Origin of the sequence: Amycolatopsis sp. SID8362 (assembly GCF_010550475.1) — a bacterium.
GTDB classification, from domain to species: Bacteria; Actinomycetota; Actinomycetes; order Mycobacteriales; family Pseudonocardiaceae; genus Amycolatopsis; species Amycolatopsis eburnea.
Window position 1 is genome coordinate 1 of record NZ_JAAGNB010000255.1, and the last position, 17,290, is coordinate 17,290.

The window sequence follows — 17,290 nt, forward strand, 5'->3', positions numbered from 1 at the left end:
GCGGCGGCGGTGCCCGGGACGGTGACGGTCTGCTCGCCCAGGGCGGTCATGATCGCCTCGACCAGCTTGTCGCCGATGCGGGGCGCGTGAGCCTTGGCGATCGCCGTGAGCTTGCGGCGGCCGGCTTTGGCGATCCCGGCCGGGCCGCCGCAGCGGGACAGGATCTCCAGCACCGCCGGGTGGGCGATCTTGGGGCCGATGGCCCGTTCCAGCGCCGGGTGGATGCCGGTGAGCAAGCCGCGGATGCGGTTGCTGATCCGGGTGGCTTCGCCGGCCAGGTCGTCGTCGAACCCGACCAGCACCTCCAACTCGGCCAACGCGTCGTCGCCGACATCAACGGGTCGCAGGGTGTGGGGCAGGGAGCGGGCGGCGTCGGCGATGACGAACGCGTCCCGGGCGTCGGTTTTGGCGCGGCCGGGGTAGAGGTCGGCGATGCGGCGCATCGCCAGGCCGGGCAGATACGCCACCTGATGTCCTGCGGCGCGGGCGACCGCGACAGGCAACGCGCCGATCGTGGCCGGCTGATCGACCACGACCAGCAGCGCCCCGTGCTCGGCGAGCTTGTCGAACAACGCCTTCAGCTTCGGTTCGGTGTTGGGCAATGGCCCGTCATGCAGTCGGTTGCCGTCGGGGTCCAGGCCGACGGCGTGGTGGTTGTCCTTGCCGACGTCCAGGCCGAGAAACACGCTGAGAGTGCTGCTCATCCACCATGCCGTTCGTTCGCCGCGATGTGGTCACCGATCAGGCATCGAGCGCCGGCACCCACGTTACGACGAGACCTACCAGATGGTGGCCGTGTCCCTATCAGCGGTCGGTCGATGCCACCAGACCCGGTGACACCACCCCCCGGATCATGAGTTCGACTGGGGGCGTAAGTCATGCCGGGCCTGGCGACCACAGCTCCTTGATCAGGAACTACGAAGAAGGTAACGGGGGGGGAGGAGCGGCCCGGGACACCCCGGCACTCTCCAAGACGACTCCATGGCCCAGCTATGACGCAACAGCCCGAAATACCTGCGCATCATCGATGAGTGACCCGTCGTTGCGGTGACACGGGCCGACCTCACCATGGATAAGTTCGGCACGGCGGACGTCGACCAAACGAGGCATGCTGGATCAAGCGGCGTTCGCCCGATGCCTTCGAAATCACCGACGACCAGGAAGTACAGGGCCAGAGCGGGCCGAGGCCACGTTGTTGTGTGAGCCGGAGCGGTACTCGGCAACCGTAGCCGCGCTCGGAATCGGCACGATCGCGTGATGAGCTCCCGTAATCGGTCACGGAGCCCTGGCCGTAGCGGCTGTCCAATGCGGCCTCCCGGTCGCCACGGCCATCCGTGTGGCGAGTACCGTAATCTGTCGCGGCGTGACGGCCGTACTCACTCCCCCTGCCGACTGCCGTATTCCGCGCTCCGGTCCATGTAGGGTTCATCCCCCTGACGGCCGAAGCAGCCTTCGGACCGGCCGCCGACATCGCCGGCTCGGGTCAGGTCGTGACCTCGGTCGTGGTTGCCGCTGCCACCTCACCGTGTTCGTATCTTTGCGTCAGACGAGGCGGAGCGAACGCCGCGTGCGTCTCAAGCGGGACGACCAACATGGCTGCTCCCGGTCCCGGACCTCAGCTCGTCCAGCGGCGCCGCCGTCTCGACGGGCGCCGGCGCGCCGAGTTCGGCGGGGCAGGCGGCCGGTGACGCGGCCCAGCAGGTGAGCTCGTCGATCGAGCAGGCGCTGCAGCGAGCACCCATCACCTTCGAGCCGGAGAAGGCCGATCTGACCGCCCAGGCGACGCGGACGCTCGGCGAAATCGCCAAGGCGCTGCAAAGGGAACAACCGTGAAGATCAGCGCCGTCACTCACGCGGGTTACCCCGACGAGGAAAGGCGAAGGTGCTTTCCGAACAGAGCGCCGAAGCGATCACCACCGCCCTCGAAGGGCTCGGCGTGACCAAGGACCGCGTCGCGCAGGACGCGACCGGTAAGAGGGCCACATCTTGACCTTCGAGAGACGGCGTTGCCACCGTGACTGCCACGGTCCGTACGGTGCACCGCACGGACCGTCTATGACTACATGGCGTTCGCCTGCTCGGCGGGGACGGGTTCGTCGGCCGTCACCGATGTCGCAGCCGTCTCCTCGCCACCCCGCCCAGGGTGACACCGCGCCTGCAACAACACGGAAACGGCGTCATAGATCGGTGTCGGTTCCAGGTCCCCGCGGACGCTCGCGCGCGACGTGGTCGGTTCCTTCATGGGCGCATCGTGCACGATGACGATCCACCCTTGGGTAGCCTGATGAAAATATCTCGCAAAACCACCCGGCACGGGTGAACTCGAATGGGTGACACGCATGGTTCCCGATCGGCCGACTCGCCCGCTGGCAGGTCTCGTTCGGTGCTTGTTCGAAAGTTCGGTGGCCTGCACGAAGACCTGGCGTCCGCGGGCGGAGACCGCGCAGGAAACATGCACAACGGCCCGATTGTGGCCTTCGCGGCGGAGAACCTGCAGCAGATCCAGTGTGGCGTCGTTGGCATTGCGGCCGACCACGGGGGCTTCGGTCCGATGACTCGGTGCCTCCTGGCGACGTGCCGCAAGCAGGCGTGCGCGTCGCCATGCCGCCCTGGGCGGTCTGGAGGGCGATCCTGTCCGGGCTACTGATACGCCGCGCTGGACGAGTGCGCCTGGGGAGGGGAAGGTGCCTCGTCGTTGAGCCGGTTTGTCGCCGGTCCTGCGTGCACTGTCCTGGGCCGATGTGCTGTGAGCGAGTCGTCTCGCGTTTTATCCCGGCTCGCCCGGATTGGGCCGGCAGCGCGGCGGCGCAGTTCAGCTGTCGCCGGTCTGCGTCCGCGGTGCACGCCTTTGGGCGGGTGTGGTGGGCGACTCCCCGACAGGCGCGGATTTCAGCTCAGCGGCCGGCTCCCCGGCCTCGAATGCCGCGGAGATCTTGTGAGGGATCCGGCCCTGCTCCGCGATCGGGTAGCCGTTGGCCTGTGCCCACTCGCGGACTTCCTTGCTGCGCCGGCGGCTCTGCGCGCTGCGCGTGCTCCGTTGCTTGCCTGTCGCCGACTTGCTGACGGCGGCCGTGGTCTTGCGCCCACCGACGCGCTGACCGGACGCGATGTAACGAGCGAACGTCTCCCGCAGGATCCGGGCGTTCTCGTCGGAGAGGTCGATCTCGTACATGACACCGTCGAGGGCGAAGGGCACAGTCTGCGTCGCGACCCCGCCGTCGAGGTCGTCGACGATTTCCACGAGAACGTTCTGTGCCACAGGGCGAACCTTCCGTCAGGGCGAGCGTAATCCGCGCGTCGCAAGCACGTCGAGCATCGTTTCAGTCTGCCGAATAGCGGTGCGACCGACAGCATTGCGGGTTGCTCCCGATCCGGCGACGTTCTGCCAACGTTCAGTGACGCCGTCGTTTGCTCGCCGGCAGTCGGGCCAGTACCGGCGAGGGTGCCCGACATGCTCTGGACGGGAGATGCGTCCGAGGCGCTGCCGGCGACCGGGTTTCCGGGCTCGCGTAACGCGGCGGCCAAGTGCCGGTGGGCCGTCAGCAGTTCGGTGTGACTGTCGGCGGATCGCCCTGCCCGAGCGGACGCAACGGCACGGCAGAGCGCCGCCAGCGCATCCGGTGCACAGGTCGTCAGGGCGCGAGCGGCCTGGCCGAGCGCCGGTTCGATCTCGGCGATCAGTGCCGGTACCACGCCGGGATCGTGGACGAGCGTGGCCGCCACACCGAGCAGGCGCACCCGGTGGAGAAGGTCGAGCAGGACCTCTCGAACCGCGGTCACCATCGAAGTTTCAGTGATCATCAATTCCTCACATCGGCGTGCCCACCGTGACGGAATTTTAACTCACTGCACTTGACGTGGGGTATCGATCGTATCTGACGGCGCGCACCCGCAGGTGAGTTCACGATTACCAGCCGGTCGTGTTCCCCCGGGCAGGGTAACTCCTGAACATTCGATTCAATAGCACCTTTCAGGGGCGCTAGCTGGTCTGCGCCGCGACTTCCTGTGCGGCGATCAAGGCCGTGGCTGGTTCGAGTCCGACTTCGTTCCGGCTTTCTCTCCGTGCCTGGCAGAGCCAGGGCCCCTCGGGTGGGGGATATTCGCGCGAGACGACGTCATGTCGATCGGCGGCGAAGGTTTCGCCTACGAGTGATCGGGCGAGGGCCGGATGTTCCGGACTCGTCATTCGCTCATTGCCCGCGCCGACGTCTCCCGGGACGGCTGGTGCGGGCGAAGGGGACACAGGGTGCTTCCTCGTTTCGTCGGGGGCGAGGAGGCGTGAACGGGCGGGTCCGCTGCAGGGGGCGGACCCGCCCCTTCACACGCCGCGGACGTCCTTTCGAAGGCTTCGGGGTCGGTGGCCGCAGGGCGCACCCGGGCCGGATTGCGAGTGGCATCCTGCCCGTTCAGGGTCCCCCGCGCGGGGTCGCCCACCAGGAAGTTGGAGCAGGGCAAGTCGCGCTCGATAGCCCAGACTGGGCGCATGAGTCAAGCGGGGATGACGGTGAAACAGGAGCACGTCGGCGCGGTTGCCCGGCACACGCGACGGGTGCTGTACGGAGCGGGCCTGGGAGCGTTGCTCGCGTCCGCGGCCTGGGTGATGTTCTGGGCGGCGATGCACGTCTAGCGCCGGGGCCGACTGCGGGACAGCACCTTCGACATGCTTCGGTCGCCGACCGACTCCCTTGGAGTGTGCCCTTCTCGACTACGGCGGCGTTGTCGGCATCGACATCAGCGAAACCCTCATCGGCGAGCTCGACGGACCAGTCGTTCACCACGGCCGTCTGCATGGGCGACGCCCTCCCCCACCTGCCCGACCGGACGCGGCTCTTGCCGAGGTCCCAGGACCCGTCGGCGTTCGTGTGTGGATCAGGTCGTGCACCTGTATGGCCTCCCTCGTCATCGAGGAAGCGGGTCATGATCCGGTCGTCGTCGGCGCGTACGGGGATGAAGCGGTCCAGGCCCGTCAGAACCGTGCCGAGGTCGCGGAAGGACAGGACAAGCAGACCGCCAGGGCACGGGCGGTGAACGTCTGCTCGACGACGCGCCGGACGCCGCGGACATCGCACTGGCAGCCGGCTCCGAGGCAGCCGCTTGACACCCGGGCGCCTGCGCGCGTGTTGTCGCTCTCCCTGCCTGCACAGGCGGTGGACACAGCCCGGTTGTGAGAGTCGACTCACGGCGATCATCCCGGCGTCACGACGGGCGGCCATTTCGGTCGCATGACAGGCGCCAGCGGGGACGACGTCGAGAAAGGCAGGCCCGTGAGCGGGAGAGATGAAGCCGGCGCGGCCGATTGCGTGCGCGGCGGGCTTCGGCGCCGTTGGCGGGTCGCGAGCATCACCAGCGGGTGGCGGTTTCCGCGGGACTGGGCAGTACCGGAAGTGGATGCCGTGTGCCGCTCGGCCGTGGTGCGCGGCAACCTGGCCGGAGCGCTGACCGAACCGGGCCGAGCACGCGCACACTCGGGCGCCGGGCTGGACGAGACGCTGCACGACGTCGCGGCACTGCACGCGGTCCCGGAGAACGGATCGGACACCGACGGGTTGATCTCCGCCAATCCCGGCGCCGTACCACCCGCCATGCTCCGAACCGCCACAGCAGGCTGGACGGACGCCTCGTCTCCGCGTGCGAGACCGGCGCTGCTGATGATCGGAATCGAGCTGTCCCACATCGCCCGCCGATACCGACCGATGGCCATCGTCCTGGTCGCCGACGTCGTGCGCGACGTCTCCGACGACGGGGACACCGCCGCGGTACTCGACGACTCGACCGCGGCCGTCCTCGCCAAGCCAGACGCGGACTTCGAACACCGCATCAGGCACACCCGCCACCGGATCGCCGACCGGCTCACAGGCGATCCACAGCTGGCCGCCACAGCCGGCCAAAGTCAGATCCCATCGCCTGCCCGACACCGCGGACCGGGCAGACGACCTGCTGCGCAACGCCGCCGCCAGCCGTGACGGAAAGCCGGGATACCACGGGCGGTGATCCGAGCGGGTCACCGCCCGCGGCGACCCGCTCACCGTGACGGCTTCCTCCGCCCCCAACAACCTCCTCCGAGTAACAGCGCGGTGACATCCACACCCGTGTGCGGCAGGTTCGCGGTCGTCGGCGACGTGCCATCCGACCGGGCTCCGCGCCGTACGGCACCGGGGCGTCGGCGACCCCGGGGACGGAGGGGTCACGCCGGTCGCGGTGTCGAGCCGGCAGATCGTGCGAGCCGAGCCGTTGGCCGCGACGCCGTACACCGCGCTGCCGCCCTCGGTGATGCCCAGCGGTGTCGGTCACCCGCTGAACGTCGCCGCCGGTGCGCCGGCGCCGGGGGCCAGGCCGACCAGATTGTGCGGGTGCCGGGGTTCGAGCCCGCGGCGTGGCGCGCACTCCGAAGTCGTCCACAAAGGACTCAGAGCTCGACGACGCGCCGCTCCGTCCGGAAAATGGCCTCGCGTTCGGATTCGGACAGGCCGCCCCAGACGCCGTAAGGCTCGCGCGTCGCGAGCGCGTGCTCACGGCACTTGTCCAGCACCGGGCAGCGTGCGCAGACGGCCTTGGCGGTCGCCTCCCGCTGAGTGCGGGCCTGTCCGCGTTCCCACTCGGGGTGAAAGAAGACCGTGCTGCTCACGCCTCGGCACTTGCTGTCGAGCTGCCAGTCCCATTCGTCCGTGTTCGGGCCGGGGAGCCTGCGGATAGTCGTCATGTCGCCCTCCATGGTGACGGTGGCGCGGAACTCCGCCCGGGCACGACGAGCAGGCCGGCCCGGTAGGCCAGCGCGACGGCGTGTGTCCGATCGCGAGCGCGGAGCCGGCGCAGCACCTGCTTGACGTGCGTGCGAACGGTCTCGGTCGAGATGAACAGCAGCTGCCCGATCTCGGCGTAGCTGTTGCCCTCGGCGATGAGCGAGAGGATCTGGTGCTGGCGTGCCGAAAGCATCGTGGACGGCCGGAACTCGCCCGCAGCGGGCTGGCCGCTGTGCTGGGCGTGCGCGAGCCGGATGCTGGTCGCCAGGACCGCGCGTGCCGCGCCGACGGGCACGACCGCGTGCACGCCGACTCTCGCATGCCGCTCTACCGGCACGCGTTCGTCGACGAGGACGACGACGGCGAGCTGTGGGAATGCCGCGGTCAGGTGTCCCGCCAGGCGCGCGTCCGGGTCGAGCACGTTGTGCAGGACGAGCACATCGGGCCGCGCCGCGCGGATCATGGCGTCGGCGGTCCGGACGGACCCGGTCGAGCCGAGCCAGCGCAGACCGGCGCCCGCCTCGACCGCGGTGCGCAGCTCGGCGCGGGTGAGCGCGTATGCGCCGAGAGCGAACACGCGCAAGCTCGCCCGCTCGAGCGCGGGACCGGCACGCGGGTCGAGCAGTTGTGGGATGGCCATGGCATCGGCCCTTCCGTCGGGTCGCTGTCGTTCAGGACACGGCGACCGAGCAGGCTCCTTACGCCAACCACGAAGTGACACCCGCCACAGGGTGGGTTGTGGCCGGTGGCGTGCGAGGAGCCGCCGCCGGCTCGCGCGACGGCCATAAGCGCGGATCCAGGCGCCGGGCATAAAACCCAGTTGACCGCTCGCACACTTGCTATTCGCCAGGACTTAACGTTCAGCAGTCAGGACGACCTCCATACCCGCCCCGCGACCAACCGATGGCGCGCAAGAAGACCGGCAGCCGGTGTAGCGCAGGCGACGATCGTTAACGCTATGGAGATTCTCCCGTGAGGTGCTGTGTTTCCGGACGCGCGGCGTGCCAAAAAAGCGCGAGGTCATGCGCGAGCTGCGCGGCCGGCAAGCACGCGGCGCGGTGGGCCGCATCCGGCACAAGTCGAGCCGAGCTGGACAGGACTGTCACCGACATCCAGCTGTGCGGCTGGAGTAGTACCGCTCGCTCGCGGGAATTCCGGAGAGTGAAGATGTTGAGCCCGTTGGCTTGCGGCCTCGTTACCGCCTTCCACTCTGAAATTGACGGCCAGTGCCGTCGCTCGGGCTGCCCACATAGTCGCGATGTCGTGTTCACGGCGGCGGCCGAAAGATTACCTCAGCGTGAGGGAGGTTTCGGAGGCAATGTGGGTCAGCTTCTGCGGGTTGCGGACGTAATAGAGGCCGGTGATGCGGGCGTCCTCGACCCGGACTGCTATGACGCCGTCGATCTCACCGTTCACGCGGAGAACGAGTGCGGGGTTGCCGTTGACCGCTCTGGGTTCGCTGGTGAGCGCGATTTGCGCTTTGCCGAGGCCGCTGACGATCATGCGGGCTACCTTGTCGGCGCCGCTTATCGGCCGCGGCGCGGCCTGTTTGACGCCGCCGCCGTCGCTCACCAAGACGACCTCGGGAGCGAGCACGTCAAGGAGGCCCTGCAGGTCCTTGGTTTCGAGCGCACGCTGGAAGGACTCGACCGCCGCACGGACCTGTCTCGGCGAGACCACCTCGCGCGGGCGCCGGGCATCGACGTGCCGGCGGGCCCGGTGCGCGATCTGGCGCACGGTCGCCGGGGTCTTGCCGACGGCGGCCGCGATCTCGTCGTAGTCGACGGCGAAGACCTCGCGCAGCACGAAGACGGCACGCTCGGTCGGCGCCAGCGTCTCCAGGACGAGCATGAACGCCATCGACACACGCTCGGCAAGCTCGACGTCCTCGGCGACGTCCGGCGCGGTGAGCAGCGGCTCGGGCAGCCAAGGGCCTACGTAGGCCTCCTTGCGGCGCTTCATGGTGCGCAGCCGGTCCAGCGAGCGACGGGTGGCGATCCGCACCAGATAGGCACGCTGGTCGCGCACCTGCCCCACGTCGATCTTCATCCACCGCAGCCAGGTTTCCTGCAGGACGTCCTCGGCGTCGGCAGCCGAGCCGAGCATCTCGTAAGCGACCGTGAACAGCAGATTGCGGTGGGCTAGGAACTTCTCGGTCGCCGCGGCGGCACAGTCCCGCCGGCCGCCACCAGCCGGCAGCTCGACTGCGCTCGCCGTGGAATCCCTGCGCTCGTTCATACCTGGCTCCTACCTGTCCACCCTCAAATCCGGCTCCGGACACAAGACCCCGACCGCACCCGCCACGTGACACCTCGCGACAGTGGCGCGCGTCACATGACCGACCTGTCACATAGCTCGAGGCGCCGACGCCTCATGGCCGTCAGGACGCCGCGGGAAACGATCCGCGCGCACAACTCCACGAGTGATCGGAAGACGTCATGAGCAAGGTCTGGTTCGTCACCGGTTCGTCCCGCGGCCTGGACGTCACCGACAAAAGCCGCCGTCATCGAAAGCGTCAAGCGGGCCAAGGAGCATTTTGGCCGTCTGGACGTCATCGTGAACAACGCCGGCTACGCCCGGGTCGGCGCGATCGAGGAGCTGACCGAGCAGCACCTGCGCGACCAGCTGGAGACCAACCTGTTCGGCGCGGTGTGGGTGATCCAGGCCGCGCTGCCCTACCTGCGCGAGCAGGGTGCGGGGCACATCGTCCAGTTGTCCTCGGCCGCCGGGCTCATCGCGATGCCGCTCAGCGGCGCCTACAGCGCCTCCAAGTGGGCACTGGAAGCTGTGAACGAATCCCTCGCCCAAGAGGTCGCCGACTTCGGCATCAAGGTGACCGTGATCGAGCCCGACCCGATCTACGACAGCCTTCGCCGGCGCATCGCCGCGTTCGCGGGCAAGCAGCCCGCCGGCGACCCGGCCGCCGCGGCCCAGGTACTCCTCACGATCGTCGACTCCGACAACCCGCCCCTGCGGGTGCTCTTCGGCCAGGGCTTCTACCCGATGCTCCAGCAGGCCTACGCCGACCGGCTCAAGACCTGGGCCGACTGGCAGGACCTTTCGGCAGCGGCGCACGGCCACCTCGATCAAGAACGTCGGTGACCCGGGGCCGAGCCGACCCACCAGCAACAAGCGAACCGATAGGAGCAACAACGTGAAACACCGCATCATCGTCCTCGGCGCCGGCTACGCCGGGGCCTTCGCGGCCGGGAACCTGGCCCGCCGACTGTCCCCCAAGGACACCGAGATCACCGTGGTCAACGCCGAGCCGGACTTCGTCCAGCGCATGCGGCTGCACCAGCTCGCCACCGGGCAGGAAATCGAGGCTCCGAAACTCGCCGACGTCTTCGCGGGCACGGCGATACGGCTGCGCCTGGCCCGTGTCACCACCGTCGACCCCGAGCACCAGGCCGTCACTGTGGCCGACACCGACGGTGGTCACGAGCTCGGCTACGACACCCTGGTCTACGCGCTCGGCAGCACCGTCGCCGACCACGGCGTTCCCGGCGTGGCCGAGCACGCCTTCCACGTCACCAGTCGTCCGGCCGCACTGCGCCTGCGCGAGCGCCTGGACGGCCTGAATGACGGCGCGAACGTGCTGGTCGTCGGGGACGGGCTGACCGGCATCGAAACCGCCACCGAGATCGCCGAATCCCGGCCAGGCCTGTCGGTAGCGCTCGTAGCCCGCGGAGACCTGGGCGGCCGGCTCTCCGCCGGGGCCCGCGCCCACTTGCGCCAAGCCTGCGACCGGCTGAGCATCACCGTCCACGAGCACACCACCATCGAACACGTCGAGGCGACGCGGGCGATCGCCGCCGACGGCACCGTCTTCCAACCCGACGCGACCGTGTGGACGGCCGGATTCGCAGTCAACCCCATCGCCGCCGCCGGCGGACTGGAGGTCACCGAGAACGGCCAGATCGTCGTCGATCGCACCATGCGGTCAGTCTCGCACCCGAACGTCTACGCCATCGGCGACAGTGCCTACGCCATCGGCGACAACGAACGGCCGCTGCCGATGTCCTGCGCTTCGGCGGGCAGCACCGGCAAGCAGGCCATCGACGCGATCGTGGGACGTCTAACCGGCCACGCGATCGCGAACGCCAAGCTGGTCTACACGTACAACACGATCAGCCTCGGACGGCGCGACGGGATCCTGCAGACGGTCGACGACCACGCGCGAGCGAAGCCGAAGTACCTGGGCGGCCGGAAGGTCGCACGAATCAAGACGGGCATCATCACGGGCGCGCTCTGGGCCACCTCGCACCCGACCTTCGGCCTGCCCAGGCGCAAGCGCCGCCTGGCCACCGCGCCGGACAACGCCGAGAAGACGCGCGCGTAGCCGCCGGACCCGGATCACCGTACGACGACGTCAGGAGAGAACATGACCTCGGTATTGATCACCGGAGCGAACAAAGGCCTGGGCTACGAGACGGCGCGCAGGCTCGGGGAACTGGGCTGGCGGGTCTTCCTCGGCTCACGCGACAAGGACCGGGGGAAGGCCGCCGCGCGGAAGCTGGCCGCCGACGGTGCACACGTAATCATGGTTCCGTTGGACGTGACCTCGGAGGAGTCGGTGGCCGGGGCTGCCCGACAGGTCCGGGAGAACACCGACCGGCTGGACGTGCTGATCAACAACGCCGGCACGCCGGGCGGCGGTGTCAACCCCGCGGACGCGACGGCTGAGGACATCCACGCCGTCTACGACACGAATGTGTACGGGCCGGTCCGGGTCACGCACGCGTTCCTGCCGCTGCTACAGGCGGCCGACAACCCGCGGGTCGTGATGGTCACCGGCGCCGGGGGTCCATCGCGGTCGTGACCGACCCCGGACAAGCCGTCTCGACGATGTACGAACTCGCCTACACCTCGTCGAAGGCGGCACTGAACATGATCACCGTCCGATACGCCCAGGCACTGCCTGCCATCAAGTTCAACGCCGTGACCCCTGGCGAGGTCGCCAACGGCAGGTTCACCGCCACCGACATGAACACCCACACGGGCAAGCTGACGGTCACCGAGGGCAGTGATCCGATCATCGAGCTCGCGATGCTCGCCGCTGACGGACCGACTGGGATCTTCATCGATCGCCTCGGCCGCATCGCCTGGTAACCATCACACAAGAGCGCCCGGCTGGGCGAGTTCGGGGGCGAATTGTGCCCGGCTCGCCCTGCGGCGCGTTTCCCGCGTCCTCGGTCCGGTTGAACAGGGGAGAATCGGGGCCGCGATCAGGCTATTCCGCATCTTCTGACTACGCGGACTACAACGACGCCGGCTCGCGATCGTCCAGGCGCCGCGGCAACGCAATATGGCCCCTCGGTCAACGAGCGCGACGTGGGCCGTGCGCGTCGGGCGAGGTGTCCGGCACGCGGCGCGCAGCCTCGTCGCGGCGATCAGTTGACCGCCGCACTGGGGTTGCCACTCGGCCCGACCAGGCAGAGCACGCGACATCGCCGGCGTCAGCAATGAGTGCAGCCTCAACCACGACGAATCCTCCTGTCGACGTCAGCGAATCGAAGTCGCTCCGGGAGGTCGGCAGGCGTGCTCGCAACGGCAGCCCCGCTCCCAGCCCTGTGCACAGCCTGTCACCAGCCGCGGCCCGGTCCGTGTCACAGCTCGGCGCGGTGCCGTTCGGCAAGCAACTTCAGATTGAGCAACTGCCGTCGAGCCATGACCAGATCGCCGACGGACACCCCGAGCGCCACCCAGCGACTGGTCTGCATGACGATTTTGAACAGCAGCCGCGTCGCGTCGTGGCCCTGCGCCACGAGGACATAGGACAGGAACGCGCCCATGATGGAGCCCGTCAGCTGCCGCCCCGGATCGACCGCGACGATCCGGCCCACCCGGTGCCCGCCGACAGCCGTGAACCTTTCGCCGACGCACGGCTCGGGAAGCTCCACCAGCTCGCGAGGTGAGCGGCGACCCAGGTTGTCGATCCAGTCGTAGGAATAGGGCGCGAGCCGCACCTGCGCGACCCAGGGCCACACCGCCTCGGCAGGCGCCTGCACGCTCACACCCCGCCACGCCTCCAGCGCGGGCGCGCTGACGAAGCCATCGCACGGGTAGGAACGCCTGATCTCCCTGTCGCTGACACCCCACCGATCACCGATCATGCCTCGATCCTCACCCACACCGCCCCCGATGTTCAAGCGCGCTCGGGTCATTGCCGTGATCGCGGAACTCGCAGGCGCGATCATTGTGCCCGGCGATCTCGACCTGGACCTGACTCGGCGACCACCCGGACGTTTCGGTTCGAACAGAGCGGATACCAACTTCGCGGTGGCGCGACACCGACGCTGATCCGCTTCAGTGAATGAACTTCGTCCGTCCACAATTGACCAAACCGCCGAGCGGCAGCGGACCGCGAGTGTGCCGGCGAGGTTGGCCTGGCCCGTCGTTCCGATGCGCACCACGCCGAGTTCGGCCGCTCACCTGACGGCGCGATAAGCGCGGACCAGGGCCAGCCGGCCCAGGCCGATGGCCACCAACCCCAGCACCACGGCCGCACCGGCGCCGATCACGCCGTTGCCGGTGCCGGGGCCGCCGTCGGCAACGGCCAGGCTCAGCACTCCGCCTGCCACGGCGACCAGCCCCGCCGACAACGCGACGATGGCGCCCCTCCGCCCGTGGTTGCCGACGCGGCGGACGGCGCGGGCCAGTGCGATCCCGCCGATGATCGCGGCGGCCAGAGCGAGCAGCGCGGCTGCCGAAGCCCAGAAGCGCGCCGGGGTGAGGCCGTAAACCGGGGCAGCGAGCCCGGAAACCGCGGCCGGGGCGGTGAGCAGGTGACGGACGATCATGACGCGGCCCTTCTCCGATGACGGGATGTCGTTCGATCATGTCCGCCGTCCCGTCGCCGGTCGTCCGGCGGACGCGGGCACTTCGGCCTGCCGCCGACGGCGTAGCAGCCGCGAAAACTACTGCGGACGTGGCAGCCGGCTGATCCTCTTCTCGTCGGAGTCGCCCGCAGTGACCTCCGGTTAGAGTCCGGTGGTGCGCAGAGAACGGATCCGGCTCCAGGACCGGGCGACCGCCGCCGGCGTGGCGGTGACGCAGCTGGTGATCGGGGTCGTCGAACACGACCCCGCCGCCCGGCTCGCTCCGCTGGGCTATGTGCTGCTGGTCGTCAGCGGTCTGGCGCTGGCCGCGCACCGCCGGGCTCCGCTTGCCGTGCTGGCGGTCGCCGGGGTGTCCGTGCTGGGGTACGAGGCCGTCGGCGTCGACGTGCCTGCCCTCGCCTACCTCTTCGCGGTGTACGCCACGGTGCGGGCGGGACGCTGGGGCGTCGCGGTGGCCGCCTCGGTGCTCATGGTGGCGGTGCTGCCGCTCGCGCTCCTCGCGTCGCCGCACGCCTGGACCGTGCGCGACGCGTTCACCCACAACCGGGACGTGCTCCAGCTGGCGTGGCTGGTCGCGGCCGGGTTGGCGGGTGAAGCGCTGCGGCAGGCCGAGCGGCGGGCCGACGAGGCCGAGCGCACGCGGGAGGAGACGGCGCGCCGCCGCGCGGACGAGGAACGGCTGCACCTCGCACGCGAGCTGCACGACTCGCTCACCCACCAGATCTCGGTCATCAAGGTGCAGGCCGAAGCCGCCGTCCACGTGGCACGCAAGCGAGGCGAACCGGTGCCCGACGCGCTGCTGGCGATCCGCGAGGCCGGTCGTGAAGCGGCCAGCGAACTGCGCGCGACGCTGGCGGCCTTGCGCGATGACGGCCGGAACCCGCCGCGCGGGCTCGACCACGTCCCCGACCTGGTCGAGCGCGCCCGGGCAACGGGACTGGACGCGACGCTGACGATCGAGGGAGACCGGATCGGCCTGCCGGCCGCGCTGGACCGCACGGTGTACCGGATCGTGCAGGAGTCGCTGACCAATATCAGCAGGCACGCCGCCGCCGCGACCGCGTCGGTCCGGATCGACTACCGTCCCGACGCCATGCTCGTCCGGGTCGACGACGACGGCACGGCCTCGCCGGCGCCCGGACCCCCGTCCGGCGTCGGGCTGCTCGGGATGCGCGAACGCGTCACCGCCCTCGGCGGCACGCTGCGGACGGGACCGCGCGGCGACGGCGGCTTCACCGTCCGGGCCGAACTTCCCGTGGAGCACCCGTCATGATCCGCGTCCTGCTGGTCGACGATCAGCCGCTGATCCGCAGCGGGGTTCCGCGCGCTCCTCGACGTCGAGGACGACATCGAGGTGGTCGCCGAGGCCGCCGACGACGCCGCGGGCGTGGCACTGGCCAAGGAACACCTGCCCGACATCGCGCTCGTCGACATCCGGATGCCGGTCCTCGACGGCATCGAGACGACCCGGCGCATCGCCGCCGATCCGACCCTGGCCGCGGTGCACGTGGTCATCCTGACCAACTACGGCCTCGACGAGCACGTGTTCAACGCGCTGCGGGCCGGCGCGGCAGGCTTCCTCGTCAAGGACATCGAGCCGGAGGACTTCCTGCACGCCATCCGCGTCGCCGCACGCGGCGACGCCCTGCTCGCACCGTCGATCACCCGCAAGCTCATCGACCGGTACGTCGCCCAGCCACTCGACACCGGCAACGACAGGGCGCTGGAGCTGCTGACCAACCGCGAACGCGAGGCGGTGACGCTGGTCGCGAAAGGCCTGTCCAACGACCAGATCGCCGACGCGATGGTGATCAGCCCGACCACCGCGAAAACCCACGTCAACCGCGCCATGACGAAGCTCCACGCCCGCGATCGCGCCCAGCTGGTCGTCCTCGCCTACGAATCCGGCCTGGTGACCCCGCGCACCTCCTGAGGCTTGCATCGTCCAGTTGTTTCAGTTAATACTGAAACAACTAGACTAATCTGAAGCGAGGGCGGATGGCCAAGTCGGATCCTCGGCACGAGCAGGTGCTCGAGTGGGTCGAGCGGGTGGCGATGTTCTGTACCGCCGAGTACGGGGTGCCGCCGATCGCGGGCCGCGTCCTCGGGTGGTTGATGATCTGCGAACCCGCCGAGCAGTCGGCCGACGAGATCGGCGCCGCGATCGGGGCCAGCCGGGCGTCGCTGGCCACGAACATGCGGGTGCTCGTCGATGGTGGTTTCGTGCGGCGCCGGACGAAACCCGGCGAACGTACGCACTACTTCCGCATGGTCGACGACGCCTGGGAGACCGTGGTGCGCCGGCGCGTGACCAGCCTGACCGCGTTCCGGGACGTCGCGGCCGAGGGGATGAGCCTGGCCGGCGCCGACAGCCCGCGTGCCAACCGGTTGCGAGCGGCACACGACGTCTACGACTGGATGGCCAAGCGCCTGAGCGAGGACCGTCGATGACCACGCCCCAGGGGCGGTCGGCGATCGTCGCCGGAGGCGGCATCGGCGGGCTCGCCGCGGCGATCGGGCTGCGACGAGCCGGGTGGACGGTGACGGTTCTCGAGCGGCAGGCGGTGTCCCGGGAGGCCGGCGCCGGGTGGTCGTTCGCGCCGAACGCCCTGCGCGCGGCGGACGCACTGGGGGTCGGCGACGACCTGCGGGCCATCTCGGTGCCGACACGGGCCGGCGCGACCCTGCGCACTCCCCACGGCCGGTACCTGATGCGGTTCCGGGAGGGACGCGACACCACCCTGCTGGCCAATCACCGCGCCGACCTGCATCGCGCGCTGCTGGCCAGGCTGCCGGGCGGCTGGGTGCGCACCGGCGCGGAGGTCACCGGCGTCGAGCAATCCGCTGCCGGCGTCACCGTCGCCTACCGGACTCCCGGCGGGACGCGGCAAGCCACCGCCGACGTCCTGGTGGGAGCGGACGGGATCCACAGCGTGGTGCGCCGCTCGGTGTGGCCGCACTCGCCGGCTCCGGTGTTCCAGCGCATTCTCTGCTGGCGCGGGGTGACCGAACCCGGTTCGGTGTGGCCGGTCGAAGGGTTTCAGACCTGGGGCCGCGGCGCGCGGTTCGGTGCGCATCCGGTGGCCGGCCGGCGGGTGTTCTGGTTCCTCACGGTCCGCCGGCCGGAACCCGGACTTCGCTACGACGACGACGTCGCCGAAGTGCGTCGCCGGGTCGGCGGCTGGCACCAGCCGATCCCCGCTCTCCTGGCCGGGACCCGGCCGGAATCGGTGCTGTGCCACGACATCTTCGATCTGGAGCCGCTGCCCGCCTACGTCGAGGGCCGGGTGGCCGTGCTCGGCGACGCCGCCCACGCCATGACACCGTTCCTCGCCCAAGGCGCGTGCCAGGCGCTCGAGGACGCCGCCGTCCTCGCCGCCGAACTCGCCGGGGACATCGACGTCCCCACGGCGCTCGCCCGCTTCGACCGGTCGCGCCGCCCTCGCAGCCAGCGGGTGCGGCAGCTGGCCCGGCAGGATCCGGCGGTCAGCCTGTCCACCAGCCCGGTCGTGTACGGGCTGGCGGCCGGCCTCACCCGGCTTGCCGGCGGCGGTGTCGCCGCGCGCAAGGCGGCCCGCTTGTGGACCTGGACCCCGCCGGTGATCGGGCAAGGCGATCGCTGTCAGTAGTAAACGACCTGCGTGGCACCCGTCGCGAAGTCGTAGGTGATGTAGCCGCCGCGGAAGTTGCCGCGACGGCCGCCCGTGA

The 17,290-nt window shown here is 69.7% G+C and carries 19 protein-coding genes and 1 pseudogene; 12 read left to right on the top strand and 8 right to left on the bottom strand.

Annotation, left to right across the window (positions count from 1 at the left end):
• On the bottom strand, positions 1 to 704 hold a 704-nt coding region (locus tag G3I65_RS08720), incomplete at its 3' end, for a transposase (RefSeq protein ID WP_160695640.1).
• A gap of 997 nt (positions 705 to 1,701) precedes the next feature.
• Here G3I65_RS08720 and G3I65_RS58220 point away from each other — a divergent pair.
• Positions 1,702 to 1,833, top strand: coding sequence for a hypothetical protein (locus G3I65_RS58220; RefSeq protein ID WP_255481889.1), 132 nt, complete (start codon positions 1,702 to 1,704; stop codon positions 1,831 to 1,833).
• A gap of 226 nt (positions 1,834 to 2,059) precedes the next feature.
• Here G3I65_RS58220 and G3I65_RS08725 read toward each other — a convergent pair whose 3' ends face one another.
• Together G3I65_RS08725 and G3I65_RS08730 are read right to left on the bottom strand one after the other, a co-directional pair.
• Entirely contained in the window at positions 2,060 to 2,536 is a 477-nt protein-coding gene (locus G3I65_RS08725) for a hypothetical protein (protein ID WP_160695641.1), read from the bottom strand.
• Between the two features lie 276 nt (positions 2,537 to 2,812).
• Positions 2,813 to 3,259 carry an Lsr2 family protein gene (locus G3I65_RS08730; protein WP_160695642.1) on the bottom strand — a complete coding sequence of 149 codons (447 nt, stop codon included), beginning with the start codon at positions 3,257 to 3,259 and terminating at the stop codon, positions 2,813 to 2,815.
• Between the two features lie 272 nt (positions 3,260 to 3,531).
• On the opposite strand from G3I65_RS08730, the gene G3I65_RS08735 reads away from it, so the two are divergent.
• The 3 genes from G3I65_RS08735 (at position 3,532) to G3I65_RS08745 (ending at position 5,963) form a co-directional block, all read left to right on the top strand.
• Positions 3,532 to 3,831 (top strand): hypothetical protein, encoded by a 300-nt coding sequence (locus tag G3I65_RS08735; protein ID WP_160695643.1) that lies wholly within the window; start codon positions 3,532 to 3,534, stop codon positions 3,829 to 3,831.
• A 652-nt stretch (positions 3,832 to 4,483) separates the two neighbouring features.
• On the top strand, positions 4,484 to 4,627 hold the full coding sequence (locus tag G3I65_RS08740; protein ID WP_160695644.1) for a hypothetical protein: 144 nt from the start codon (positions 4,484 to 4,486) through the stop codon (positions 4,625 to 4,627).
• Positions 4,628 to 5,384: 757 nt separating this feature from the next.
• Complete coding sequence (locus G3I65_RS08745; protein ID WP_160695645.1) at positions 5,385 to 5,963, top strand: hypothetical protein; 579 nt, start codon at positions 5,385 to 5,387, stop codon at positions 5,961 to 5,963.
• 443 nt (positions 5,964 to 6,406) lie between these two features.
• On the opposite strand, the gene G3I65_RS08750 is transcribed toward G3I65_RS08745, so the two are convergent.
• The 3 genes from G3I65_RS08750 to G3I65_RS08760 all read right to left on the bottom strand — a co-directional run bounded on the left by G3I65_RS08750 (position 6,407) and on the right by G3I65_RS08760 (position 8,978).
• Complete coding sequence (locus tag G3I65_RS08750; protein ID WP_160695646.1) at positions 6,407 to 6,700, bottom strand: WhiB family transcriptional regulator; 294 nt, start codon at positions 6,698 to 6,700, stop codon at positions 6,407 to 6,409.
• Entirely contained in the window at positions 6,697 to 7,380 is a 684-nt protein-coding gene (locus G3I65_RS56405; protein ID WP_203612322.1) for a response regulator transcription factor, read from the bottom strand. The genes G3I65_RS08750 and G3I65_RS56405 overlap by 4 nt, the downstream gene beginning before the upstream one ends.
• Positions 7,381 to 8,027: 647 nt before the next feature.
• The gene (locus tag G3I65_RS08760; protein WP_160695647.1) at positions 8,028 to 8,978 is read right to left on the bottom strand and encodes an RNA polymerase sigma-70 factor; all 951 of its coding nucleotides are present in this window, start codon (positions 8,976 to 8,978) and stop codon (positions 8,028 to 8,030) included.
• Between the two features lie 315 nt (positions 8,979 to 9,293).
• On the opposite strand from G3I65_RS08760, the gene G3I65_RS08765 reads away from it, so the two are divergent.
• Genes G3I65_RS08765 through G3I65_RS57135 form a run of 4 tightly spaced genes read left to right on the top strand, consistent with a single transcriptional unit; the run spans position 9,294 to position 11,852 of the window.
• On the top strand, positions 9,294 to 9,842 hold the full coding sequence (locus tag G3I65_RS08765; RefSeq protein WP_309235339.1) for an SDR family NAD(P)-dependent oxidoreductase: 549 nt from the start codon (positions 9,294 to 9,296) through the stop codon (positions 9,840 to 9,842).
• 52 nt (positions 9,843 to 9,894) lie between these two features.
• Positions 9,895 to 11,082, top strand: coding sequence for an FAD-dependent oxidoreductase (locus tag G3I65_RS08770; RefSeq protein WP_160695648.1), 1,188 nt, complete (start codon positions 9,895 to 9,897; stop codon positions 11,080 to 11,082).
• Between the two features lie 42 nt (positions 11,083 to 11,124).
• The gene (locus tag G3I65_RS57130; RefSeq protein ID WP_239070837.1) at positions 11,125 to 11,562 is read left to right on the top strand and encodes an SDR family NAD(P)-dependent oxidoreductase; all 438 of its coding nucleotides are present in this window, start codon (positions 11,125 to 11,127) and stop codon (positions 11,560 to 11,562) included.
• Positions 11,559 to 11,852, top strand: coding sequence for a hypothetical protein (locus G3I65_RS57135; protein ID WP_239070839.1), 294 nt, complete (start codon positions 11,559 to 11,561; stop codon positions 11,850 to 11,852). Before G3I65_RS57130 ends, G3I65_RS57135 begins: the two co-directional genes overlap by 4 nt.
• A gap of 497 nt (positions 11,853 to 12,349) precedes the next feature.
• Here G3I65_RS57135 and G3I65_RS08780 read toward each other — a convergent pair whose 3' ends face one another.
• Together G3I65_RS08780 and G3I65_RS08785 are read right to left on the bottom strand one after the other, a co-directional pair.
• On the bottom strand, positions 12,350 to 12,856 hold the full coding sequence (locus tag G3I65_RS08780; protein ID WP_160695649.1) for a polyketide cyclase: 507 nt from the start codon (positions 12,854 to 12,856) through the stop codon (positions 12,350 to 12,352).
• 315 nt (positions 12,857 to 13,171) lie between these two features.
• Positions 13,172 to 13,543 carry a DUF6223 family protein gene (locus G3I65_RS08785; protein WP_160695650.1) on the bottom strand — a complete coding sequence of 124 codons (372 nt, stop codon included), beginning with the start codon at positions 13,541 to 13,543 and terminating at the stop codon, positions 13,172 to 13,174.
• A 193-nt stretch (positions 13,544 to 13,736) separates the two neighbouring features.
• Between G3I65_RS08785 and G3I65_RS08790 the strand changes: the two genes are divergently transcribed.
• The 4 genes and pseudogenes from G3I65_RS08790 (at position 13,737) to G3I65_RS08805 (ending at position 17,211) form a co-directional block, all read left to right on the top strand.
• Positions 13,737 to 14,855 (top strand): histidine kinase, encoded by a 1,119-nt coding sequence (locus tag G3I65_RS08790; RefSeq protein WP_160695651.1) that lies wholly within the window; start codon positions 13,737 to 13,739, stop codon positions 14,853 to 14,855.
• A pseudogene (locus tag G3I65_RS08795) lies at positions 14,852 to 15,515 on the top strand (response regulator). Before G3I65_RS08790 ends, G3I65_RS08795 begins: the two are co-directional and overlap by 4 nt.
• Positions 15,516 to 15,580: 65 nt before the next feature.
• Positions 15,581 to 16,033, top strand: a complete 453-nt coding sequence (locus G3I65_RS08800) for a GbsR/MarR family transcriptional regulator (protein ID WP_160695652.1) — start codon at positions 15,581 to 15,583, stop codon at positions 16,031 to 16,033.
• The gene (locus G3I65_RS08805; RefSeq protein ID WP_160695653.1) at positions 16,030 to 17,211 is read left to right on the top strand and encodes an FAD-dependent monooxygenase; all 1,182 of its coding nucleotides are present in this window, start codon (positions 16,030 to 16,032) and stop codon (positions 17,209 to 17,211) included. Before G3I65_RS08800 ends, G3I65_RS08805 begins: the two co-directional genes overlap by 4 nt.
• Positions 17,212 to 17,290: the final 79 nt, after the last annotated feature.